The following is a 20805-nucleotide window of genomic DNA, read 5'->3' as shown; positions in this document are numbered from 1 at the left end:
ATAATGTGCTTATCGAAGAACCATATCGGTTTTGGCAATAAGCCCGCCACCGGCATTGGCGGTTTCGTGATATTCCACCGTGATGGCGCCGGTCAGCTGAGCCGCTATTTCCGGCGGAGCCGGCAATGTCACGGTCCGCTTGTCCACTTCCGGATAGACCGCGATACCCCGGGCAACCATGATCGGCTCGTCCAGTCCCGCCTTGGTGACACGGATTTCCCCATAGGTGGAGCGATCACCGGTCCGGCTCAGGTCAAAGGCAAGGGACTTGCCCTCCGGACTCTCTATCATGCGCCCGTTGGCGATGGCGGCGGTAGCGTGCAGATTGCCGTAGCGAACGATAACCGGAATGGTCACACCATAGATCGGCGTCAGCGCAATCGTCATCCCGCCTTCTGTCTCCGCCTGTTCGGTCACCGACCGTGCCTTTGGAATCGCCCGAAACAACAAATGGACGCGATATTCACCGTCAGCGAGGCCCTCGGGTGCTCTGACGCCAAGACGGATGGCCTGCGGCTGGTTCGGCGGCAGGGTAACCCGGCGCGGGGCATAGCGGATCATTGCCTTGGCCGCCGTCTCGATCTCGTTGACCTGTTCGTCCGATACGTCTTCCAGGCGACCGTCAGCGTTCATTCGCCGCAGCTCGAGCGAAATACGGTAGGTTGCGGTTTCCGATCCTATATTGTTCAAGATCACTTCGGTGCCACGCTGTCCGTCGAGGACCACGCGCGTCGGAGCAACCAGAAGGTCCCCCGCGGCATTGGCCGGCGCAGATGATAATGACATGGCGGACGCAACGGCGCCCAGCATGATGCTGTATTTTCGTAATGTTCTGAAACCCTGAATGGTCATGATATTCTCCGCCTTGCTGGTCATACGGATAGGTCGGCCTTTACGGGCCGGTTCCCACATCCTCCTTATGCGCAAAGAGGGTTACCAAAGCGCTAACCATGATCGATATTCCCGCGCTGTTCCGCAGGGCAGAGCGCGGCGCAGAAACACAAAACCCGCCTGCAACCGGAATTGCAGACGGGCTTTTGGGTTAAAGACTGCGAACGGACACCCGGCCCGCCCGATCAGCTATTATTGATAATCAACGGAGACGCTGAATGTGCCGGAATAGGCGCCATCGGCCTGGTTGGCAGCAACGCTCAGCGTGCCACCGACCGCGAAACTGTCCGTTCCGTCGAGGACAAGTGTGGAATCGCTTGATGTCAGAGCAGCCGTCATGGTTCCGCTCGGTCCGGTCAGCGTCACCGACGGATCGACCGAAATATCAACAGTCGCACCGGACGTGCCGTTGATGGTGAAGCCGGCAGCGGTGGTCGTGCCCGAGCAAACCAGTCCGGTACCACAGCTTCCCACGCCACCAGTGCTTACGGAAACAGTGGAAGCGGTCGCGCCGGTGATGATCGTGCCGAAGTTGAGATCAACATCGTTGGAATCGACGGTTACCTGTTGGAGAATATTGGCGCGTGCATCGGCGGAAGCGGTTGCAGCTTCGGCTGCATTGGCACCCACGACCGAAGCCACAAGCACGGAAGAGGCCAAAGCGGCCTTGATAAATTTCGACATAGTTACTGGTCCCTATATTTGTTGCATTATTGAAAGGACACATACGGTGTAGTCAGACCAAACCCACTGATCTGCCATCGCCTGTGTCAACATTCAGCTGCTCTTATCCACGGGAAAGAATAAGGCTTTGCTGTAAGACATGGTAAATTTTGCCCTAAGCTTCTAACATATTGAAATAAATGGACTAAATGGAATTAATCCGACAATCGCCCATGGCTTTAACAAGCTCATGGCGGGCAAATTCGATGCCGGTCGTCATCGCTGACTAGATATGTTCACCGGTCAGTCGCTGGCAAATCAGGTCGAGCTGATCAAGATTCGCATATTCAATTGCCATCACACCACCCTGCCCGTCTGGCTGAATTTTAACCTTCAGCCCGAGCAGATCACCAAGATGTGCTTCCAGCGCCTGAATATCGGCATCGGTCTCAGACATGGCTACCGATTTCTTCGCCGACTTCGGCTTTTTGACCGCCATCGCCTTGCGGACAAGCCGCTCGACGTCACGGACGGACAAGCCTTGTTTGGCAACCTGTGGCGCCAGCTCTTCGGCATTGGGCGCGTTGATCAGTGCCCGCGCGTGACCCATGGTCAGCTTGTCATCCATGACCAGTGTCTTGACGCTGGCCGGCAGTTCCAGCAGGCGCATGATATTGGCGATATGGCTGCGGGATTTGCCAACGATCTCGGCCAGTCTGTTCTGGCTATGACCATAATCTGTGCTCAGTCGCGCATAGGCCTCCGCCTCTTCAATGACATTCAGATCCTTGCGCTGGACATTCTCGACAATCGCGATCTCGAACGTTTCTTCATCGTTGAGACTACGGACGACGGCAGGAATCTGGTGCAGCCGGGCGCGCTGGGCCGCTCTCCACCGCCGTTCGCCGGCAACAATCTGGTAAGTCTTGCCATGCGGCCGCACCACGATCGGCTGGATGACGCCGCGTTGCCGCATGCTGTCTGCCAGTTCATCCAGCGCGTCGGTATCGAAATGCTGGCGCGGCTGGTCCGGGTTGGGCCGGATATCGGAAACAGCAATAGAGCGCAGGCCGTCGGTGATATTGGGCTGGCCATCCCGATCGCCATCGTCGGTCTCGCTGGTTTCAATGGGTGCTTCGCGCTGGATTTCGCCAAACAGGCTGTTCAGCCCCCTGCCCAGTCCGGTGGCGCGTTTTGGCGCTTTCTTGTTCTTCTCGCTCAGGGCCTGATCATCATCCATCAAGCGGCCACCTTTCGGTCCGGCAGACGGCCGATCAGCTCGCGGGCAAGGTCGATATAGGCGACCGACCCGCTGCAGCGATGATCATAGATCAGTGCGGGCAGACCGTGGCTCGGCGCTTCAGAAAGGCGAACATTGCGCGGGATCACGGTTTCAAACACCACATCTCCCAGACAGGCCCTGACATCTTCAGACACTTGTTCGGTCAATTTGTTACGACGGTCATACATGGTCAGGACCACGCCCATCACCGATAGCTGGCGGTTGAAACGGGCACGGATACGCTCGACCGTCTGCAGCAACTGGCTCAGGCCCTCGAGCGCAAAAAATTCGCACTGCAGCGGCACCAGTAGCGATTCAACGGCTACCATAGCATTTAATGTCAACAGGCCGAGCGACGGCGGACAGTCGACGAGGATGATATCCCAGCGCCCGTTATCGGCTGCGTCCAGGGCTTTTTTCAACCGATGCGTCCGTTCTTCGAATTCCACCAGTTCCACTTCGGCGCCAGACAGATCGACAGTAGCCGGAACAATCTCCAGCCCAGGCACCTTGGTCTCGTTGATACAATCGGCAAGATCCACGTCATTGACCAGCAGATCATAGCTGCTGTTGACCCGGTCCCCCTGCGACAGACCCAGCCCGGTCGAGGCATTGCCCTGCGGATCAAGATCTATCAGCAGGACTTTCCAGCCGCTGGCAGCCAGGGCCGTAGCCATATTTATTGCTGTGGTGGTCTTGCCCACTCCGCCTTTTTGATTGGCTATTGCGATACGAACCATTTGCAGTTCTGCCCCGGATAATAGGTTTCTAGCCCTTTCCCACCAATATACCGGCGTCCGGATCGGTCAAACTATGTTCCACGTGAAACATTTTTTGCCGTTTTGGCGACAGGCCTTTCAACTCCCTTACCGCATTTTTGCCCTTAGGTAAGAGCCAAACCGTATTTTTTGTGGAAAAACGGTGTGAAAGTGCGATGAGTCGTTCCAATGGTGCAAAAGCCCGGGCGCTTATGACATCGACCGGGAAGCTTTCCACATTCTCAAGCCGGTCTCCGATCACCGACGCGTGATCGGCGATACCGGTCTTGACGATGACATCATTCAGGAACTCAACCCGCCGCTTGCGCGATTCCACCATGCGCACCCGATAGGGCGCAAGGATCGCAATCACTATCCCGGGAAAGCCGGCGCCAGTTCCAAGATCCAGCCAGATTTTCTCGCTTGCCGGCTTCGGGGCATAGCGCAGCAATTGCGCGCTATCGACGATATGGCGGGACCAGAGACTGTCCGCGCTCGATTTGGAAATGAGATTCTGGCGCTGCATTTCATCCCGCAGCAATGCGCCGAACGTCTCGAGACGCTGCCATGTTTCACGTGAAACATCATATTCTGCGCGAAGCCAGGCCTGCGCTTCCTCCTCCGTCATGCGGCGAGATTCCGGCTGTCCCGGCGCCTTGCGTGGACGAGAATGGCCGCCAGCGCCGCCGGTGTAATGCCACGGATACGGGACGCGGCCGCCAGTGTCTCAGGTCTCGCAGTCATCAACCGTTCGACCATTTCGTTGGAGAGCCCGGCTATGGATCCATAGTCGAGATCGTCTCCCAATCGAATTTGCTCATTGGCTCGAAGATCGCGCAACTCTGACTCCTGCCTGTCGAGATAGGGCGCATAACGTGCGTCCTCTTCAATTTCCAACATTAGCGCGGGATCGCTACCGGCCAAACATGCTTCCAAATCTTCCAATGACGCGATGCTGATATTGGGAAAACGGAGCCACTGGAACAGACTTTGGCGGGTTCCGTCCCGCCGCACCTCGATACCCGCCTTCACCAGATCCTCGCTGGAATATATATTGGCCAGCGCATCCATTATAGCGTCGCGCGACTGCTGCCGGTGAGCGAACCAAACCGAACGCTGCTCCGCTACGCAGCCAGCTTTCATTGCGATCGGGGTCAAACGCGTCGACGCATTATCAGCGCGCAGTCGCAGACGATATTCCGCCCTCGCGGTGAGCATCCGATAGGGTTCCGTGACCCCTTGCAAAACGAGATCATCTATCATCACCGCGATATAGCTGGTGCCACGATCCAGAACCGGAGCATCCTTCCCCTGCACAGCACAAGCCGCACCCAGTCCGGCGATCAGCCCCTGCGCAGCAGCTTCTTCATAGCCGGTAGTGCCGTTGATCTGGCCCGCACAATAGAGCCCATCAAGATCTCGGACCTTCAGCGATCGGTCAAGTGCACGCGGATCGATATGATCATATTCAACAGCATAGCCCGGCACCAATATCTCGGCATTCTCCAGACCTTCCATGGTCCGCACGAACGCCAGCTGAACATCAGCCGGAAGCGATGTACTGATACCGTTGGGATAGACAAGATTGCTGTCGAGACCTTCCGGCTCGAGAAAGACCTGATGGGAATCACGGTCGGCAAAGCGGTGAATCTTGTCTTCGATCGAAGGACAGTATCGCGGCCCCTGCGCGTCAATGGCACCGCTGAACAGGGGAGATCTGTCCAGCGACCCGCGAATGATTTCATGCGTCTCTGCGGTCGTCCGGCTGACGGCGCAAAATGTCTGGGGCACCGAGCGGCCTTTCGACAGCGGTGACATGGTCCACTGGTCACTATCGGATGGCTGCTCGGGCAAGGCGGCCCAGTCAATTGTCCGGCTATCAAGACGCGGTGGCGTTCCGGTTTTCAGCCGGGCAATCGGCAGACCCGCATCACGGATCTGTTGCCCAAGCGATACTGAAGCGGCCTCCCCTGTCCGGCCTCCTTCGACCGTCTCTTCACCCCGGAATAATTTGCCGTTGAGAAAAGTCCCTGTCGCCAGGATGACCGCCTTTGCCGTAATCGTCGAACCGTCGGCCATGGAGATACCGCTGACGCGTGATTTCTCTATCAGCAGACTGGCGACCTCACCCTCCACGATCGTGAGATTGTCCTGCGCATCTAACATACGGTGGATCGCCGCCTTGTACAATTTCCGGTCGGCCTGAATTCTGGGCCCCTGCACGGCGGTACCCTTGGACAGATTCAGCATCCGGTAGTGGATGGCAGCGGCATCGGCGGCGCGGCCGATCAAGCCGTCAAAGGCGTCGACTTCCCGCACCAGATGACCCTTGCCAAGTCCACCAATGGCCGGATTACAGGACATCGCCCCGATACTGTCCTTGGTAAAACTGACGAGCGCGGTAGACACACCCATGCGTGCGGCCACGGCAGCTGCCTCGCAACCGGCATGGCCGCCGCCCACAACGATGATGTCAAATGTCTGAGTCATAGCGCGGCCCATAGCGGAAGCGGGATTGCAGGTCAAAACCTACCGAGCGTCGCGCCCTGTTCCACGTGGAACAATCACTTCCCGATGCAGAATTTTCCGAACAGGCCATCAAGCATATCTTCGGTACTCGCCTTGCCCGTAATCTCGTCAAGCGACTTGCGCGCCATGCGCAGTTGTTCGGCCAATATCAGATAATCATCTTCGTCGATCATCGCGGCCAGGCTGTCGCATGCAAGATGAAGCCGGTCGGCCTGGCGGGCGTTGATGCTCACCTGATCCGCGTCCGGCAATATGTGCCGGGCGCGCTGCACCAGATGGTCTACGAGCCGGTCCATGCCCTGCCCGTTCACCGGCGACAGAGTAAAGGCCGCTCCGGCTTTGGGCTTGTGATCCGGATGATCGGAGCGCGAACTGATTTCGATCAGATTGTCGCGATCCGGACCCTGCCCTTCTTCTCCCAGCCACAAAATTATATCTGCCTCGGCAAATTGCTGTCGCGCACGGTCGATACCAATCTGCTCGATGGTTTCCGCGCCACTTTCCCGCACGCCAGCCGTATCGATAAAAAGAAAGGGAACCCCGCCAAGACCGATGGGCACTTCAATCACATCGCGGGTGGTGCCGGCAATATCCGAAACGATCGCCGCTTCCCGGTCGACTAGCGCGTTGAGTAGAGTAGACTTGCCACTATTGGGCGGACCCCCAAGCACGACCCTGATGCCGTCACGCAATTTTTCTGCACGCGGACGCTGCAGCAAAGTCTGCATCTCATCAACCAGCGGACGCACCGCTTGCCGGATCGCAGCAACCTGTGACGGCGCAACATCATCCTCATCGGAAAAGTCCAGCTCCGCTTCGACCTGAGCCGAAAGCTGCAATATCCGCTGCTGCCAGTCGTCGACCTTGCGCGAAAGCGCGCCGCCGGCATTGCGTACCGCTGCCTTGCGCTGCAACTCGGTTTCCGCGAATAGCAGATCCGACAGACCCTCGGCTTCTGCGAGATCCATCTTGCCCGAGGTGAAGGCCCGCCGTGTAAATTCTCCCGGCTCCGCCCGGCGCAGACCGTCCATCTGCTCCAGTGCCTGTTCAATCGCCCGGATAACCGCCCGGCCACCATGGCAGTGAATCTCGGCCAGGTCTTCCCCGGTTGCACTGTTCGGTCCGGGAAACCAGAAAGACAGAGCAGAATCCAGTAAAGATTTACTAACCGGATCGGTTATATTAGATAGGCTTGCAACACGCGGTTCTGGTAAATTACCAGCAAGAGATTCAAGCGCCTGTCCGGCCCCGGGACCGCTGATACGCAGGATTCCGATCGCCGCCGGCGGTTGTCCGCTGGACAGCGCGAAAATGGTATCATCAGCGGTCATGATGGCTGTAATTGGGCGCTAGTCCGATTTTTTCTTGGTCGACGTCGATGATTTTCCACCACCCGATGCCGCGCCCATGGCGCCGGTCAGGAAGGAGGAAAACATTTTCAGGCCTGCTTCTCCCATCGGCGCAATAATCTTGGTGAAATTCTGCAGCTGCTCGACCGAATTTGCACCTTGCAGGAATTTCGACATTTCCTGCACATAGCTTTCGTTCAGTTTCGCCACGTCCGGCAGTCCGATCAGGCGGCGCGCCTCTTCCGGTGTGCAATCCAGTTCAACGGTAACTTTCATTATGATTTCCTCTGTTTGACCGTCGCAGCGAGTTCCCCCCTCACTCAACAGGTTGTTGTTCCACCTTGTCTGAAGCTGATATGGGGATAATGTAGCCAAAGAATCAAGTGATGATGCAAAGGAGCTGAAACGATGGGCGCGATGGAACAAATCAAGACACTGAGCGGAGACGCTGAATTCCCCTGCTATATCGCCCGACCTCAGGGCGAGATCAGCGCCGCGATCATCGTCATTCAGGAAATATTCGGCGTCAACAAGGGGATCAGGGCTAAATGCGATCACTGGGCCAGCAAAGGCTATCTCGCGATTGCCCCGGACCTGTTCTGGCGGATCAACGAAGGCACCGATCTCGACGCCGACGTCGAAGCTCAATTCCAGCAGGCGCTGGATCTCATGGGCAAATTTGATCAAGATCAGGGCATTCGCGACATTGAAGCGGTCATCCATTTTGCCCAGAACAGCATTGGCAGCCACAAGGTCGGCTGCGTCGGTTACTGCCTCGGCGGTCGCCTGGCGTTCATGACCGCCTGCCGCACCGATATAAGGGCCTCTGTCGGCTATTATGGCGTCGGCATCGACGGCCTGCTGAGCGAAAAACAGGCGATCGCCCATGAAGTAATGCTGCATATCCCCACCGCGGACGGCTTTGTGCCCGCCGATGCGCAGGCCGCGATGCACGCGGGTCTGGACGACCACCCGAAAGTGACGCTGCACGATTATGACGGCCTCGATCACGGCTTTGCCGCCGAGTTCGGCGAGCGCCGCGATGAAGCAGCCGCAACATTGGCCGACAACCGCACCGAAGCCTTTTTCGCCGAGCATCTGGCATGAATGCACGCGCCAATCTGAAAGTCTGGCACGACCATTTCAAAGACAAGACCGGAACCGATCTGGCCGATCAGATCGCCGATGATGCCGTTTTCCATTCACCGGTTGTCCACACACCGCAAGTCGGCAAGCCGATGGTCGTCGCCTATCTCAGCGCCGCTGACCTGGTGCTGGCCAATGACAGCTTCCGCTATGTCCGCGAAATCGTCGATGAATCGCAGAATATGGCGATGCTGGAGTTTGAACTGGAGCTCGACGGGATCCAGGTCAACGGCGTCGATATCATCAGCTGGAATGAGGACGGCAAGATTCAGGATTTCAAGGTGATCGTCCGGCCGCTCAAGGCGATCAACAAGGTCTGGGAAGAAATGGGCAAGATGCTGGAGAAGATGAAGGGTTAAGCTTCTCCGCTTACATCAAGAAAATATTCGCTGCGGCCCTGCGGATTAACCGGAATCCCCAAAACAGAAAGCGCGATGGCAAGGCTTGGATGCCAGAATTCCGGATCGTAAAGAATCCAGGGAATGGCCAGAAAGGAGATGATACCGACCCAAAGTAGCAGGAATTTAACCACTGCACGTCGCAAACCATAACTGTAGCTGAACTCGCCAAGTCCGGGAGTATCGAGAATGACTGCACTGGCCTGGGCATGTTGAAACGCTGGAACCGTCAATCGAAATCCACCCAGTGCGAGCGGATAGATCGACACTGAAGCATGGTTATATCCGCCAATATGAACCAATATTCCCGCTGCATCCAGCAACGACGCGACAACCATGGTTTCGCTTCGGGAATTAATAATGGCGATCGGGATCATTTGGTCTGACACGACCAAAGACTATTGGAATATTAAACCTGGTTCAACAATCTTCAAAACAGCGTCAGCACCCCGATCGTCTGCTCATCACCCATCAGTCCGGAATAGATCATCTTGCCGGCGACATAGACGATCACCGCCAGACCCAGATAGGCGATCCATTTGTAGCGCTCGATATATTTGGCGATGACATTGGCCGCCAGACCCATCAACGCGACAGACAGTATCAGACCGATCACCAGAATGCCGGGATGTTCGCGGGCGGCACCCGCGACGCCGAGCACATTGTCGAGGCTCATCGAGACGTCTGCGGCCATCACCGCCCAGGCGGCGGCCCAGAAAGTCTTGCCTGACTTGATGCCGCTATGCTCATCGCCCTCGATCTCGGGCGAACCGGCGGATTCTCCTTCGTGGAAAATCTCGCGGTAAAAATTCCATGCAACCCAGAGCAGCAGCAAACCACCAGCCAGCACCAGACCAACAATCTGCAGCAGCTGCACCACGATCAGCGCGAACAATATCCGCAATACCAGAGCCGCGCCGATACCGATCAGGATGACCTTGCGCCGTTGCTCCGCCGGTAGTCCGCCAGCCAGCGCGCCGACCACAATCGCATTGTCGGCCGCAAACACCAGATCGATCAGGATGACCTGGCCGAATGCTGCTAGCGCTTCTGGGGTGCCGATCTTCGCAAAATCGGTGAGGATCGCTTGCCAGATGTCGGCAGGCGAACCGAGCCCCGAGGCGGCGGCGGAAAAGATGGAAATCAGGTCAATCATCGAAAATACTCGCTCCGTAATAAGCTATCTCGGGCATCGGGTCGTAAAAAGCGTGGAGCAAGGCGCGCCAGCGCTGATAATCTCCGGACCGGCGAAATCCGTTGCGATGCGATTCCATCCGGTCCCATGTCACCAACAACAAATATCGCTCCGGGTTCCCTGATTCCGGTCGAACCTCGATCGAGTGGAAACCCGTCTGCCGCGCAATGATCGATCTGGCTTGCCCCATCGCCGCTTCAAAAGCTTTGGATTGCCCCGGTCGAACCTGCAATAAGGCATGTTCCAAAATCACCGGGACAACGCGGTCGGTTCTACTGGTTCATACTGTCGAAGAAATCGTCGTTGGACTTGCTGTCCTTCATCTTGTCGAGCAGGAATTCCATCGCGTCGATCGTGCCCATTTGCATGAGAATACGGCGCAATACCCACATTTTCTTGAGCTTCTCGTCCTCGACCAGCAGCTCTTCCTTGCGGGTGCCGGACTTGCCGACATCGAGTGCCGGGAAGATACGCTTGTCGGCGACTTTCCGGTCAAGCACGATTTCCGAGTTGCCGGTACCCTTGAATTCTTCGAAGATAACCTCGTCCATCCGGCTGCCGGTATCGATCAGTGCGGTGGCGATGATCGACAGCGAACCGCCTTCCTCGATATTTCGCGCTGCACCGAAGAAACGCTTCGGCCGCTGCAATGCATTGGCGTCGACACCACCGGTCAGCACCTTGCCGGAGCTTGGTACGACAGTGTTATAGGCGCGGCCGAGACGGGTGATCGAGTCGAGCAGGATCACGACATCATGCTTGTGCTCCACCAGACGCTTGGCTTTTTCGATCACCATTTCAGCCACCTGCACGTGGCGGGTGGCGGGTTCGTCAAAGGTCGAGCTGATCACTTCGCCCTTCACCGAACGCTGCATGTCGGTGACTTCTTCCGGCCGTTCGTCGATCAGCAGGACCAGCAGATAGACTTCCGGATGATTGTCGGTGATCGCCTTGGCAATATTCTGCAGCAGCACGGTCTTACCGGTCCGTGGCGGTGCCACGATCAGGGCGCGCTGGCCCTTGCCCTGCGGCGAGATAATATCGATCACCCGGGCGGACTTGTCCTTCTCGGTCGGATCGAGACTGTCGAGCTTGAGCTTCTCGTCCGGATACAGCGGTGTAAGATTGTCGAAATTGACCCGGTGGCGGACCGCGTCCGGATCGTCGAAATTGATCGAGGTCAATTTGGTCAGCGCAAAATAGCGCTCGCCGTCGCGCGGTGCGCGGATTTCGCCTTCGACGGTATCACCGGTGCGCAGGCCGAATTTGCGAACCTGGTTGGGAGAGACGTAAATATCATCGGGACCGGCCAGATAATTGGCATCCGGCGAACGCAGGAAGCCAAACCCGTCGGTCAGCACCTCGATCGTGCCGACGCCCATGATCTGCTCGTCATTGTCCGCCAGTTCCTTGAGGATCGCGAACATCAGATCCTGTTTGCGCAGGGTGGAAGCACCCTCGACGCCCAGCTCTTCAGCCATAGAGACCAGATCGGCGGGCGATTTTTCTTTTAATTCTTTTAAATGCATGGAGGATTATCCAAAAATGTCAGGAGGTCATTTGTCAATTCTGCATGTGCGCAGCTGCGTGCTGTCTTCGATTCACATGAAAATTAGCCCGGACGGGCTTTGGCGTCTAATTACGCCTTTGTGATTTCGCTGTCAACAAAACCTGATCAGAAGGGCTTGACGATCACCAGTATGACAATGATCGCCGCAGTGATACCCGGCACTTCATTGACCAGCCGCAGCGCCTTGTCAGTCATCGTCCGCTCGCCTCTGGCCAGCTTTTTCAGATAGCCCATCATCCAGCCATGATAGCCTGTCAGCGCCAGCACCACGAGCAATTTGGCGTGAAACCAGCCCTGGCTGAACGCCCCGATATTATAGGCGAGCGCCAATCCGATCACCCAGACGATGATCAAAGACGGGTTGAGAATGATCTTGCGCAGCTTGCCCTCGCGCTCGATCCATTTCCCGTCCTCTTCGGAACCGACGGCGGTTTCCTGATGATAGACGAAGAAACGCGGCATCATGAACAGCCCGGCCATCCAGAAGATCACGAAGATCAGATGGGCCGATTTCAACCAGAGATAGAGCATGGACAGAATTTCATTCATTGCCTCACAAGTGTAAGCAGCTTTTCAACATGTTCAATGGGCGTGTCCGGCAAAATCCCGTGACCGAGATTGAAAATATGCGGACGATCTTCAAAAACCTGAAGGATGTGACGGACCGATTGTTCGAGCGCGGTGCCCCCGGCGATCAGGGCCAGCGGATCGAGATTGCCCTGCAGCGGAAGCGACGCCGGCAGATTGTCATGCGCCCAGACGGGGTCCACGGTTTCATCAAGACCAATCGCATCCGCACCGGTTTCGCGGGCATAAGCGACCAGTTTGGCACCCGCGCCTTTCGGAAATCCGATAATCGGAAAATCGGGATGAACCGCCTTCAGCCGTGCTATGATTTCCGCATTGGGCGCGATCACCCATTTTTCAAATTGCGCTGGCGAGAGGGATCCGGCCCAGCTGTCGAACAGTTGCACCGCATCGACGCCGGCCTCGATCTGTCCAAGCAAATAGGTGACCGTATTGTCGACGATGGCGGCGATCAACTCGCCGAAAGCCGCTTCATCCCGATAGGCAAAGCGGCGCGTGGCTGCCTGGTCCTTGCTGCCCTGGCCGTTGACCATATAGGTCGCGATCGTCCACGGACTTCCGGCAAAGCCCATGAAGGTCGTTTTGTCGTCGAGCTGCGCAGCGACGGACCGGACCGTGGCATAAATAGCCTCGAAATGCTCCGGAGCAGCCTCCAGAGAGCTTAAAGACGCGTCCAGTAGCCTTGGGGCCAGCCGGGGCCCTTCCCCCGTCTCAAACCAAAGCTTCTGGCCCATCGCATGGGGCACGATCAAAATGTCGGAAAACAGGATTGCGCCGTCGAAACCAAAGCGCCTGATCGGCTGCAAGGTGACCTCGGCCGCTGAATCGGCATCGTAGCACAGTTCGAGAAATCCGCCCTTTTTGGCTCGCAACTCCCGATATTCCGGCAGATAGCGGCCTGCCTGACGCATTAGCCAGACCGGCGTCCGGTCGCTTTTCTTGCCGAGCAATGTCTGCAGGAGAATTTTTTGTGATTCATTTCCATTCGGCATAGCGAGACGGTTACCCATTATATTATCTTATATATTATATTAGATTGTTGTTGATGATAGAGCGTGGAAAAGGCGGTAACCCGCGAGCGCCGCAATTACAAACAGATTGACAGGCGCTGGTTAATGAAAATTTGACCGATTCCAATTTGTCATCCCCGTTATCCACAGACTGTTGATGAAATCGATCAATGTTGATCCGCTGTGGATGAAATTGCGGACGTCGGGGAAGAATATTGTCCGACCGGTTATCCACATTTTCATCCCTTGCTTTATCCCCCGTGAAATCACAAAGCTTAGGCCATGAATCGTCTCCACCTGCATCTCTTGTCGGATTCCACCGGCGAAACTCTGGAAAATATCGCGAAAGCGGCACTGGCCCAGTTTGATGGTGTCGAAATTATCAAGCATTTCTGGCCTATGGTCCGCTCCGAAAAGCATCTCAACCGGATATTGGCCGAGGTTGCCGATAATCCGGGGCTGGTGATTTTCACCATCGTCAACCGCGATATCCGTGCCAAGCTGGAACGCGAATGCCGCCATCTGGGTTTGCCCTCGGTACCTGCGCTTGATGCCGTCACCGATGCCCTGTCCAATATGCTGGGCCAGGAAGCCAAGGCGCGGCCGGGACGGCAGCATATTCTTGATGCCGCCTATTTTGCCCGGGTGGAGGCGATCCAGTTCACCATCGCCCATGACGACGGGGTCGGCTGGGAAAACTGGGAAGAAGCCGATATTGTGCTGGCGGGTGTTTCGCGTACGTCGAAAACTCCGACTTCTATTTATCTCGCCAATCGCGGCTACAAGACCGCCAATATTCCGATCGTTCCGGAATCCCCGCCGCCGGATTCTCTTTTTCATCTGAAAAACCCTCTGGTGGTCGGTCTGATTACCGGTGCCTCGCGGCTGGTCCAGGTCCGGCGCAACCGTCTGTTATCGCTGAATCAGGCTCCGGAAACCGACTATGTGAACGAAGACAAGGTCAAGGCGGAAACCCAATATGCACGGCGGATGTTTGCCGACAATGGCTGGCCGATGATCGACGTCACCCGGCGGTCGATCGAGGAATCGGCGGCGGCGATCATCAATCTCTATAACGAACGCCATGTTGCAGGCGAGGATGACCAGAAGGCCGGCGGAGATGCATGAAATGCCGTTGATACTGGCCTCGAAAAGCCGGGCGAGACTGGCCATGCTGACCGCAGCCGGTATCGCGGTTGAAGCCGTAGCCCCCAATGTGGACGAGGAATCGCTCAAGCACGGTTTGAAGGATGAGGGCGTGACCGCCCGCAATCTTGCCGACGCGCTGGCCGAGGCCAAGGCGGTCCGGTTATCGCGGCGGATCGGCGCCGGATTGGTGCTGGGTGCCGATCAGGTGCTGGCGCTTGAAGACGGCAGCATGCTCGACAAGCCCGTTGATCAGGCCGACGCGGTGGCCCATCTGAAATTGCTGTCCGGCCGCAAGCACAAGCTGTTCAGCGCCGCCGTGATCGCCGAACAGGGCCAGCCTCTATGGCGCCATGTCGATATCGCGACGCTGTCCGTGCGGCCATTGAGCGACACTTTCATCGAACATTATGTCGAAACGGAGTGGGACAATATCCGCTATTGCGTCGGCTGCTATGAAATCGAGGGCAGGGGCGCGCAGCTTTTTTCCGCCATCCAGGGCAGCCAGTTCACGATCATGGGTCTGCCGCTTCTGCATCTGCTGGACTATCTTCGCATCCGGGGTATCTTACCGTCATGACTACAGAAATGCCTTATGCCGAGGTGATCGGAGATCCGATCGCCCAGAGCAAGTCGCCGCTGATCCACAAATTCTGGCTCGATCGGCTGGATATCGAGGCCGATTACCGTGCCTGCCACGTCACGCTTGACGCGCTGCCCGGCTATATCGAGAGCCGGCGCGATGACCCGGCCTGGCGGGGTTGCAACGTGACGATACCGCACAAGATCGCCATGCTTGACCTGGTCGCCGATCCGGGCGGCGTGCGGGACAAGATCGGCGCGATGAACACGGTCGTCCGGCAGGATGATGGCAGTCTGATGGGAACCAATACCGACGCGGCAGGATTTTTGGCACCGATCGCCGATTATGACTGGTCGGGTAAACATGCTGTGGTCATCGGAGCGGGCGGCGCGGCAAGGGCCGTGCTCTTCGCGCTGAAACAGGCCGGCATTGCCGAAACGACCATTCTTGCCCGTAACGGCCTGAAAGCCAGCGGTCTGCTGATGCAATCGTCCATGAAGGGCGGGGTGCTTCCAATGGATGCCCGGTTGCCCGGAGCCGATCTGCTGATCAATGCCAGTCCCCTCGGGATGATGGGACAGCCGGCCCTCGAGGTGGATCTCGATCCCCTGCCCACCGATTGCCTGGTCTATGATCTCGTTTATGCGCCACTGGAAACCGGATTGCTGAAGGCAGCCAAAAAACGGGATCTGGCGGTAATCGACGGTCTCGACATGCTGATCGGCCAGGCAGCGCTTGCTTTTGAACTATTCTTTGGCGCCACGCCGCCGATGGAAGATGATGACGAACTGCGCAAGCGGCTGACGGCATGAGCGGCCGGACCCGACCTTTCATTATCGGCCTCACCGGCTCCATCGGCATGGGCAAATCGACGGTGGCCAAAATGTTTGTCGAAGAAGGCGTGCCCCTGTTCGACGCCGATGCTGCCGTGCACCAGCTGCAGGGGCCGGACGGCGCGCTGGTCGAAGCGATCGAAGCGCTGTTTCCCGGCACCACGGGCCGTGAAGGCGTGGACCGGCAGAAACTGGGCGCAGCGGTGCTCGGCAATCCGGACGCCATGCAAAAGCTCGAGAAGCTGATACATCCGGCCGTCGGCGAGATGCGGCTCGCTTTTCTCGAGGAGAATCAGGACCGGCCGCTGATCCTGTTTGATATCCCGCTGTTGTTCGAGAAATCCGGTGCAGAATCTGTCGATCATATCGTGGTGGTCTCGGCGGGCGAAGAGCATCAGCGCGAGCGGGTTCTGGCCCGGCCCGGCATGACAGAAGAGCGGTTTTCCCACATAAAGGCATTGCAAATGCCGGACGCGGAAAAGCGGGCGAAGGCCGATTCCGTGATTGATACATCGCTGCCGCTCGCAGAAACCCGTCAGCAGGTCGGTAAACTTGTTCAAAAACTGAAAGCGGCTCTTGCGTAACCCGGAGATCGGTCCGATATTGACCTTATGCGAGAGATAATTTTCGACACCGAAACTACTGGCTTTGATCCTCAAAATGGTGACCGGATGGTAGAAATCGGTTGTATCGAAATGATCAACCGGGTCGAAACCGGGCAAACCTTCCACTGCTATTATAATCCCCAGCGGCCGATGCCGAAGGCAGCCGAGGAAGTGCACGGACTTTCCGACATATTTCTGTCCGACAAGAAACTGTTTTCCGAAGGCGCTACGGAATTGCTGGATTTCCTGCAGGATTCGAATCTGGTGGCCCATAATGCGCAATTTGATTTCAAGTTTCTCAACGCTGAGCTGGTCCTGTGCGGCTACAAGCCGATTTCCCAGTTTCGCATGATCGACACATTGGCGATTGCCAAATCCAAACATCCCGGTGCCAAATTGTCGCTCGATGCCTTGTGCTCGCGCTACGGCATCGATCGCAGCCACCGCGTCAAGCATGGCGCGCTGCTCGACGCAGAGTTGCTGACCCAGCTCTATATCGAACTGACGGGTGGCCGGCAGATCGGTCTTGGTCTGGCCGAAGACGGCAAAACACAGGAAGCCGCGCGGGATATGCGATCCGCATCACAGCGGACAGAGCGTAAACAGTTCATGGCACCGCGCGAGCATCGCGCCAGTGATGAAGAGCTGGCGAAGCACAAGGTTTTTGTCGAGGGCATCGAAAACCCTCTTTGGTCCGAGGTTTAGCTGTGCCGCAGTTTGCTTAGCGGTACAGAAGCAAAAGGAGAGTGAATATGGAAGTTCGTGTTTCAGGACATCAGGTCGATACCGGCGATGCGTTGCAAACCCATGTCGAGGATCGGATGAACGCGATTGCCAGCAAATATTTCGCCAAGGCGATCTCAGCGAACGTCACCGTGAGCAAAGCACCCCACGCCCATTTCAAATGCGATATCGTGACTCACGTGATGCAGGGCCTGACCCTGAAATCGGATGCCGAAGCCGGTGATGCCCATCAGGCGTTTGACCAGGCCGCCGACAAGATCGAAAAGCAGCTGCGCCGTTATATGCGCCGGCTGAACGACCACCATGTCCAGGCGCAATATGCGGCAAAGCAGGAAGAAGCGGCCTATCGCGTGTTCGAATCGTCTGAAGACGAAGAAGAAAGCGAAATGAACGGCGATTCTCCGGCAATCATTGCCGAAACCAGCACTGATATCCCCGAAGCCAGCGTATCCAACGCGGTCATGATGATGGATTTGCGCAATACCAGCGCGCTTTTGTTCAAAAACTCTGGCACTGGCGCCCATAATATGGTTTATCGCCGTTCCGATGGCACAATCGGTTGGGTCGAACCACATAGCTGACCAGGCGGAATCGCTTCAAATGCGGCGTTTAGCCGGGATTTGAGGCAGCGGGTTCGACACACACCAACATCCAGTTTCACGCGATGTTTGCCAAATTGGCTGAGTTTTGCCGGGACAAAAGGAAAGTTTCATGACTGATTTGCCCGTTCGACTGGAGCTCGCTGCCGTGCGGGACTGTCAGGATATTGGCAACAAGAGTGATATCCTGCGAACGATCGCCCGTATCGGCGAGGAATGTTATCGTCTTGATGCAGAGGCTATCCGCACCGGGCTCGAGGCGCGCGAGGCGCTCGGATCAACCGGTTTCGGTCGGGCGGTCGCGATACCGCATGCCAAATTGCCGGATATCGACCATTGTATCGGCATTTTCCTCCGTCTCTCCGAACCGGCGCCGTTCGAAGCCCATGACGGCAAACCGGTGGATCTGATCTTCGCGCTATTGTCGCCGGAAAAAAGCGGTGTCGAGCATCTCAAGGCGCTGGCCGCTGCATCGCGCTTTCTCCGCGATGACAATATGGTGGCAAAGCTGCGCGGTGCATCGGGGCAGGATGCGCTGTATGCGCTGTTGAGCAAACAGCGCGAGCAACGGGCGGCCTGATCTTTGGCTGTGAACGATAAGCCGGCAGAGGAGCCGCAAGACGGGGGCGGCGCCCAGGAACATTTTCGGGCCCTCGAACGCCTGTATGCGCAAGCACCGATAAACCGGCTGTTCAATTCGCGTCTGGAAATCCCGGAAGCCGGCACGGCGCGCATCCATTTCTCGGTGGACGAGCGCTATTATCATGCCGCCGGGGCCGTCCACGGTACCTCCTATTTCAAGATGCTCGACGATGCCGCCTTTTACGCGGCCAACAGCCTTGTATCCGACCGCTTCATTCTGACGACCGCCTTCAATCTGCTCTTTACCAAGCCGCTCAAAACCGGTCCCGTCACCGCCGAGGGCCGTTGGGTCAGTGGTAAACGACGGGTGTTCGTCGCCGATGCGCGGCTGATCGACAGCGAAGGCGACGAAATAGCGCGCGGTACCGGGACTTTCATGCGTTCGCATATCCCGCTGGCATCCCTGCCCGGGTATAAGAAGGATGATTGAGCCGCGGCTTTCCGCGGAAATCAAGGTCCAGACGCTTCTCCGGCTGGTCAGCCAGAAGGGTGGTTTTGGCTCGGTGCTGAAAAAGGGGGACCGGATTTCCGGCGCCATTCTTATCCAATGCATGGAAAAGGGCGCAAACCCAAGGCTTCTGGAGAATATGCCAAGCCTGGACGGTGCCCCGAACTGGCAGCGAATATGGCCCCAAGATACTGAAAACAATAAAGAATTGTCCGAATATATCGATCAGAGATTTCGGTTTGACCCCGATATGTGGTTAATTGAACTGGACATCCCGGATGCGGAACGGCTCATCGCCCTAATGGGTCAGTAAACTTGACTTTATTCCTCAAAACCATAATTGGCGCTCAACTTTGATGCGCAGGTTGCCGCTCGTTTGTCGAAATGACAGGCGGTAAACACGCAGACGGGGAGAACAGAAATGGACCGTGGTTTATTGTTTTTGGGTCCATTTTCGGCAGTCTGGACGGGTTTAGTCCTGATTGGCTCTGGTCTCACTGCATAACAAAACAGGTTTATGAGAAAAATTTTTCGTGCCACGAGCGTGTTATCGCTCGCACTTACTGTCGTCGTGGCCTTGTCCGTGACAGATGCATCATTCGCTCTGGAAGCGAATGACGAGATTCCTGAATCCGAAATTTTTGTTGATCCGGCCCTGCTGGAAGACGATGAATCCGATCAGGCCATTATCTTTGGCGAACAGCAGGAAGTTGTCGCCGATATTCCCCAGGATGTCATAGAGTCGGACAAGATCGCCAATGGCGAAACGGAAGCCGGTTTCCAGGCGACCAGCGATTTCGTCAATGACGGCGCAAAGACGTTGCGCCAGCTCGTCCGCCAGCAATCGGTGGCCGGTACGCTGGACGAGGAAATGCACTGCCTTGCCGGTACCGTCTATTTTGAATCCAAAAGCGAATCGCTGAAAGGCCAGCTGGCTGTAGCCCGTGTTGTTCTGGCGCGCGTCGCGTCACCCCGGTTCCCGGACACGATCTGCGGCGTGGTCTATCAGCGCAGCCAGTTTTCCTTTGTTCGTGGTGGCAAGATGCCCCGCATCAACAAGGGCCATCGGCAATGGCGCAACGCTGTGGCAATCGCCAAAATCGCGGTGAATGACGGCTGGGAAAGCTCGGTCGAAGGCGCTCTGTTCTTTCACGCCCGCTATGTTTCGCCGGGTTGGCGTCTCAAGCGGCTGGCCACGATAGACAATCATATCTTCTATCAATAAGCGGTCCTGCAGAGAATGAACCGATGAAGGCTCCCTCACGGGGGCCTTTATTTTGTTCTTTTTATGTTCTAGTTGAATCTGATGACCTTCCTGGATGATTCTTCCGGCTTGCTCGCGACGAGCGAACCTCTGACCGGTGCACCGGCGGTGGCCCGCGGCGTTGCCCGGATGTTCATGCGTCACGATATCATGGTGCTGCCCGAAGTCAGTTTGCGCAATCGTCGCCGGGCCGATCTGATGGGCATTGATGCCAAGGGCCAGATTGTCATCGTCGAGATCAAGGTGGCGCGGAGCGATCTGCTGGGCGACAGCAAATGGATCGAATATCTGGATTATTGCGACCGTTTCTACTGGGCCTTGCCGGTCGGCTTTGATGCCTCTCCGGTCGAGGGACCCGCATTTCTGCCCGAACGTACCGGGTTGATCATTGCCGATGCCTATGATGCGGAAATGGTGCGGGCGGCGGCGACCAAGGCTCTGGCACCGGCGCGGCGCAGAACCGAGACGATGCGGCTGGCCCGCCGCGCAATGCAGCGCTCGGCGATCTCTGATGGCTGGATCAGCCCGGGCCGGGGTCAGCACGAACCGGGTAGCTATTGAG

At 56.9% G+C, this 20805-nt stretch carries 27 protein-coding genes; 13 read left to right on the top strand and 14 right to left on the bottom strand.

Features of this window, described 5'->3' with window-relative positions; translation table 11 throughout:
• Window positions 1-9 precede the first annotated feature (9 nt).
• The 8 genes from SPHFLASMR4Y_RS11350 to SPHFLASMR4Y_RS11315 all read right to left on the bottom strand — a co-directional run bounded on the left by SPHFLASMR4Y_RS11350 (window position 10) and on the right by SPHFLASMR4Y_RS11315 (window position 7748).
• Window positions 10-852, bottom strand: a complete 843-nt coding sequence (locus SPHFLASMR4Y_RS11350) for a molecular chaperone (protein WP_089134848.1) — start codon at window positions 850-852, stop codon at window positions 10-12.
• Between the two features lie 231 nt (window positions 853-1083).
• Window positions 1084-1575, bottom strand: coding sequence for a DUF4402 domain-containing protein (locus tag SPHFLASMR4Y_RS11345; RefSeq protein WP_089133642.1), 492 nt, complete (start codon window positions 1573-1575; stop codon window positions 1084-1086).
• Between the two features lie 265 nt (window positions 1576-1840).
• Window positions 1841-2794, bottom strand: a complete 954-nt coding sequence (locus tag SPHFLASMR4Y_RS11340; protein WP_089133641.1) for a ParB/RepB/Spo0J family partition protein — start codon at window positions 2792-2794, stop codon at window positions 1841-1843.
• Window positions 2794-3576: a ParA family protein gene (locus tag SPHFLASMR4Y_RS11335; RefSeq protein ID WP_089133640.1), complete on the bottom strand. Its 783-nt coding sequence runs from the start codon at window positions 3574-3576 to the stop codon at window positions 2794-2796. Before SPHFLASMR4Y_RS11335 ends, SPHFLASMR4Y_RS11340 begins: the two co-directional genes overlap by 1 nt.
• A gap of 28 nt (window positions 3577-3604) precedes the next feature.
• Window positions 3605-4222, bottom strand: a complete 618-nt coding sequence (gene rsmG, locus SPHFLASMR4Y_RS11330; RefSeq protein WP_089133639.1) for a 16S rRNA (guanine(527)-N(7))-methyltransferase RsmG — start codon at window positions 4220-4222, stop codon at window positions 3605-3607.
• Window positions 4219-6084 carry a tRNA uridine-5-carboxymethylaminomethyl(34) synthesis enzyme MnmG gene (mnmG, locus tag SPHFLASMR4Y_RS11325; protein WP_089134847.1) on the bottom strand — a complete coding sequence of 622 codons (1866 nt, stop codon included), beginning with the start codon at window positions 6082-6084 and terminating at the stop codon, window positions 4219-4221. Before mnmG ends, rsmG begins: the two co-directional genes overlap by 4 nt.
• Before the next feature lie 74 nt (window positions 6085-6158).
• Window positions 6159-7454: a tRNA uridine-5-carboxymethylaminomethyl(34) synthesis GTPase MnmE gene (gene mnmE, locus SPHFLASMR4Y_RS11320; RefSeq protein ID WP_089133638.1), complete on the bottom strand. Its 1296-nt coding sequence runs from the start codon at window positions 7452-7454 to the stop codon at window positions 6159-6161.
• A gap of 18 nt (window positions 7455-7472) precedes the next feature.
• The gene (locus SPHFLASMR4Y_RS11315; protein WP_089133637.1) at window positions 7473-7748 is read right to left on the bottom strand and encodes a DUF6489 family protein; all 276 of its coding nucleotides are present in this window, start codon (window positions 7746-7748) and stop codon (window positions 7473-7475) included.
• Window positions 7749-7880: 132 nt separating this feature from the next.
• On the opposite strand from SPHFLASMR4Y_RS11315, the gene SPHFLASMR4Y_RS11310 reads away from it, so the two are divergent.
• Entirely contained in the window at window positions 7881-8579 is a 699-nt protein-coding gene (locus SPHFLASMR4Y_RS11310) for a dienelactone hydrolase family protein (protein WP_089133636.1), read from the top strand.
• Entirely contained in the window at window positions 8576-8977 is a 402-nt protein-coding gene (locus SPHFLASMR4Y_RS11305) for a nuclear transport factor 2 family protein (protein ID WP_145955522.1), read from the top strand. The genes SPHFLASMR4Y_RS11310 and SPHFLASMR4Y_RS11305 overlap by 4 nt, the downstream gene beginning before the upstream one ends.
• On the opposite strand, the gene SPHFLASMR4Y_RS11300 is transcribed toward SPHFLASMR4Y_RS11305, so the two are convergent.
• The 6 genes from SPHFLASMR4Y_RS11300 to hemE form a co-directional block, all read right to left on the bottom strand.
• Window positions 8974-9393 carry a hypothetical protein gene (locus SPHFLASMR4Y_RS11300; protein WP_089133635.1) on the bottom strand — a complete coding sequence of 140 codons (420 nt, stop codon included), beginning with the start codon at window positions 9391-9393 and terminating at the stop codon, window positions 8974-8976. The genes SPHFLASMR4Y_RS11305 and SPHFLASMR4Y_RS11300 overlap by 4 nt on opposite strands.
• 53 nt (window positions 9394-9446) lie before the next feature.
• Window positions 9447-10172, bottom strand: a complete 726-nt coding sequence (locus tag SPHFLASMR4Y_RS11295) for a YjbE family putative metal transport protein (RefSeq protein WP_089133634.1) — start codon at window positions 10170-10172, stop codon at window positions 9447-9449.
• Window positions 10165-10401 (bottom strand): antibiotic biosynthesis monooxygenase family protein, encoded by a 237-nt coding sequence (locus SPHFLASMR4Y_RS11290; RefSeq protein ID WP_260806950.1) that lies wholly within the window; start codon window positions 10399-10401, stop codon window positions 10165-10167. The genes SPHFLASMR4Y_RS11295 and SPHFLASMR4Y_RS11290 overlap by 8 nt, the downstream gene beginning before the upstream one ends.
• An 82-nt stretch (window positions 10402-10483) precedes the next feature.
• Window positions 10484-11740: a transcription termination factor Rho gene (gene rho / locus SPHFLASMR4Y_RS11285; RefSeq protein ID WP_089133632.1), complete on the bottom strand. Its 1257-nt coding sequence runs from the start codon at window positions 11738-11740 to the stop codon at window positions 10484-10486.
• A gap of 146 nt (window positions 11741-11886) precedes the next feature.
• A complete protein-coding gene (locus tag SPHFLASMR4Y_RS11280; protein ID WP_089133631.1) occupies window positions 11887-12330 on the bottom strand; it encodes a CopD family protein in 444 nt (147 codons plus the stop codon).
• Window positions 12327-13379, bottom strand: a complete 1053-nt coding sequence (gene hemE, locus SPHFLASMR4Y_RS11275; RefSeq protein WP_260806949.1) for a uroporphyrinogen decarboxylase — start codon at window positions 13377-13379, stop codon at window positions 12327-12329. Before hemE ends, SPHFLASMR4Y_RS11280 begins: the two co-directional genes overlap by 4 nt.
• A 282-nt stretch (window positions 13380-13661) precedes the next feature.
• Between hemE and SPHFLASMR4Y_RS11270 the strand changes: the two genes are divergently transcribed.
• The 11 genes from SPHFLASMR4Y_RS11270 (at window position 13662) to SPHFLASMR4Y_RS11220 (ending at window position 20804) form a co-directional block, all read left to right on the top strand.
• Window positions 13662-14507: a pyruvate, water dikinase regulatory protein gene (locus SPHFLASMR4Y_RS11270; protein ID WP_089133629.1), complete on the top strand. Its 846-nt coding sequence runs from the start codon at window positions 13662-13664 to the stop codon at window positions 14505-14507.
• Between the two features lies 1 nt (window position 14508).
• Window positions 14509-15105, top strand: coding sequence for a Maf family protein (locus SPHFLASMR4Y_RS11265; RefSeq protein WP_089134845.1), 597 nt, complete (start codon window positions 14509-14511; stop codon window positions 15103-15105).
• Window positions 15102-15920 carry a shikimate dehydrogenase gene (aroE, locus tag SPHFLASMR4Y_RS11260; RefSeq protein ID WP_089133628.1) on the top strand — a complete coding sequence of 273 codons (819 nt, stop codon included), beginning with the start codon at window positions 15102-15104 and terminating at the stop codon, window positions 15918-15920. Before SPHFLASMR4Y_RS11265 ends, aroE begins: the two co-directional genes overlap by 4 nt.
• A complete protein-coding gene (gene coaE / locus SPHFLASMR4Y_RS11255; protein WP_089133627.1) occupies window positions 15917-16525 on the top strand; it encodes a dephospho-CoA kinase in 609 nt (202 codons plus the stop codon). Before aroE ends, coaE begins: the two co-directional genes overlap by 4 nt.
• A gap of 27 nt (window positions 16526-16552) precedes the next feature.
• Window positions 16553-17251 carry a DNA polymerase III subunit epsilon gene (gene dnaQ / locus SPHFLASMR4Y_RS11250; RefSeq protein WP_089133626.1) on the top strand — a complete coding sequence of 233 codons (699 nt, stop codon included), beginning with the start codon at window positions 16553-16555 and terminating at the stop codon, window positions 17249-17251.
• Window positions 17252-17298: 47 nt separating this feature from the next.
• A complete protein-coding gene (gene hpf / locus SPHFLASMR4Y_RS11245; protein ID WP_089133625.1) occupies window positions 17299-17871 on the top strand; it encodes a ribosome hibernation-promoting factor, HPF/YfiA family in 573 nt (190 codons plus the stop codon).
• A gap of 130 nt (window positions 17872-18001) precedes the next feature.
• On the top strand, window positions 18002-18469 hold the full coding sequence (locus tag SPHFLASMR4Y_RS11240) for a PTS sugar transporter subunit IIA (RefSeq protein WP_089133624.1): 468 nt from the start codon (window positions 18002-18004) through the stop codon (window positions 18467-18469).
• Window positions 18470-18478: 9 nt separating this feature from the next.
• Complete coding sequence (locus SPHFLASMR4Y_RS11235; RefSeq protein ID WP_089134844.1) at window positions 18479-18961, top strand: PaaI family thioesterase; 483 nt, start codon at window positions 18479-18481, stop codon at window positions 18959-18961.
• The gene (locus SPHFLASMR4Y_RS11230; protein WP_089133623.1) at window positions 18954-19292 is read left to right on the top strand and encodes a DUF1491 family protein; all 339 of its coding nucleotides are present in this window, start codon (window positions 18954-18956) and stop codon (window positions 19290-19292) included. Before SPHFLASMR4Y_RS11235 ends, SPHFLASMR4Y_RS11230 begins: the two co-directional genes overlap by 8 nt.
• Before the next feature lie 204 nt (window positions 19293-19496).
• Complete coding sequence (locus SPHFLASMR4Y_RS11225; protein WP_089133622.1) at window positions 19497-20204, top strand: cell wall hydrolase; 708 nt, start codon at window positions 19497-19499, stop codon at window positions 20202-20204.
• Window positions 20205-20285: 81 nt separating this feature from the next.
• The gene (locus tag SPHFLASMR4Y_RS11220) at window positions 20286-20804 is read left to right on the top strand and encodes an MmcB family DNA repair protein (RefSeq protein WP_089134843.1); all 519 of its coding nucleotides are present in this window, start codon (window positions 20286-20288) and stop codon (window positions 20802-20804) included.
• Window position 20805 lies beyond the last annotated feature (1 nt).

The sequence above is a fragment of the Sphingorhabdus sp. SMR4y genome (assembly GCF_002218195.1).
Taxonomy (GTDB): domain Bacteria; phylum Pseudomonadota; class Alphaproteobacteria; order Sphingomonadales; family Sphingomonadaceae; genus Parasphingorhabdus.
The sequence above is the reverse complement of the archived record's forward strand: the minus strand, read 5'-3'. Positions and strand labels throughout refer to the sequence as shown.

Bases quoted from the DNA above. Each gene is read 5' to 3' on its own strand.
- SPHFLASMR4Y_RS11350 (WP_089134848.1), bottom strand. From the start codon at position 852: ATGACCATTCAGGGTTTCAGAACATTACGAAAATACAGCATCATGCTG.
- SPHFLASMR4Y_RS11345 (WP_089133642.1), bottom strand. From the start codon at position 1,575: ATGTCGAAATTTATCAAGGCCGCTTTGGCCTCTTCCGTGCTTGTGGCT.
- SPHFLASMR4Y_RS11340 (WP_089133641.1), bottom strand. From the start codon at position 2,794: ATGGATGATGATCAGGCCCTGAGCGAGAAGAACAAGAAAGCGCCAAAA.
- SPHFLASMR4Y_RS11335 (WP_089133640.1), bottom strand. From the start codon at position 3,576: ATGGTTCGTATCGCAATAGCCAATCAAAAAGGCGGAGTGGGCAAGACC.
- rsmG (WP_089133639.1), bottom strand. From the start codon at position 4,222: ATGACGGAGGAGGAAGCGCAGGCCTGGCTTCGCGCAGAATATGATGTT.
- mnmG (WP_089134847.1), bottom strand. From the start codon at position 6,084: ATGACTCAGACATTTGACATCATCGTTGTGGGCGGCGGCCATGCCGGT.
- mnmE (WP_089133638.1), bottom strand. From the start codon at position 7,454: ATGACCGCTGATGATACCATTTTCGCGCTGTCCAGCGGACAACCGCCG.
- SPHFLASMR4Y_RS11315 (WP_089133637.1), bottom strand. From the start codon at position 7,748: ATGAAAGTTACCGTTGAACTGGATTGCACACCGGAAGAGGCGCGCCGC.
- SPHFLASMR4Y_RS11310 (WP_089133636.1), top strand. From the start codon at position 7,881: ATGGGCGCGATGGAACAAATCAAGACACTGAGCGGAGACGCTGAATTC.
- SPHFLASMR4Y_RS11305 (WP_145955522.1), top strand. From the start codon at position 8,576: ATGAATGCACGCGCCAATCTGAAAGTCTGGCACGACCATTTCAAAGAC.
- SPHFLASMR4Y_RS11300 (WP_089133635.1), bottom strand. From the start codon at position 9,393: ATGATCCCGATCGCCATTATTAATTCCCGAAGCGAAACCATGGTTGTC.
- SPHFLASMR4Y_RS11295 (WP_089133634.1), bottom strand. From the start codon at position 10,172: ATGATTGACCTGATTTCCATCTTTTCCGCCGCCGCCTCGGGGCTCGGT.
- SPHFLASMR4Y_RS11290 (WP_260806950.1), bottom strand. From the start codon at position 10,401: ATGGGGCAAGCCAGATCGATCATTGCGCGGCAGACGGGTTTCCACTCG.
- rho (WP_089133632.1), bottom strand. From the start codon at position 11,740: ATGCATTTAAAAGAATTAAAAGAAAAATCGCCCGCCGATCTGGTCTCT.
- SPHFLASMR4Y_RS11280 (WP_089133631.1), bottom strand. From the start codon at position 12,330: ATGAATGAAATTCTGTCCATGCTCTATCTCTGGTTGAAATCGGCCCAT.
- hemE (WP_260806949.1), bottom strand. From the start codon at position 13,379: ATGGGTAACCGTCTCGCTATGCCGAATGGAAATGAATCACAAAAAATT.
- SPHFLASMR4Y_RS11270 (WP_089133629.1), top strand. From the start codon at position 13,662: ATGAATCGTCTCCACCTGCATCTCTTGTCGGATTCCACCGGCGAAACT.
- SPHFLASMR4Y_RS11265 (WP_089134845.1), top strand. From the start codon at position 14,509: ATGCCGTTGATACTGGCCTCGAAAAGCCGGGCGAGACTGGCCATGCTG.
- aroE (WP_089133628.1), top strand. From the start codon at position 15,102: ATGACTACAGAAATGCCTTATGCCGAGGTGATCGGAGATCCGATCGCC.
- coaE (WP_089133627.1), top strand. From the start codon at position 15,917: ATGAGCGGCCGGACCCGACCTTTCATTATCGGCCTCACCGGCTCCATC.
- dnaQ (WP_089133626.1), top strand. From the start codon at position 16,553: ATGCGAGAGATAATTTTCGACACCGAAACTACTGGCTTTGATCCTCAA.
- hpf (WP_089133625.1), top strand. From the start codon at position 17,299: ATGGAAGTTCGTGTTTCAGGACATCAGGTCGATACCGGCGATGCGTTG.
- SPHFLASMR4Y_RS11240 (WP_089133624.1), top strand. From the start codon at position 18,002: ATGACTGATTTGCCCGTTCGACTGGAGCTCGCTGCCGTGCGGGACTGT.
- SPHFLASMR4Y_RS11230 (WP_089133623.1), top strand. From the start codon at position 18,954: ATGATTGAGCCGCGGCTTTCCGCGGAAATCAAGGTCCAGACGCTTCTC.
- SPHFLASMR4Y_RS11225 (WP_089133622.1), top strand. From the start codon at position 19,497: ATGAGAAAAATTTTTCGTGCCACGAGCGTGTTATCGCTCGCACTTACT.
- SPHFLASMR4Y_RS11220 (WP_089134843.1), top strand. From the start codon at position 20,286: ATGACCTTCCTGGATGATTCTTCCGGCTTGCTCGCGACGAGCGAACCT.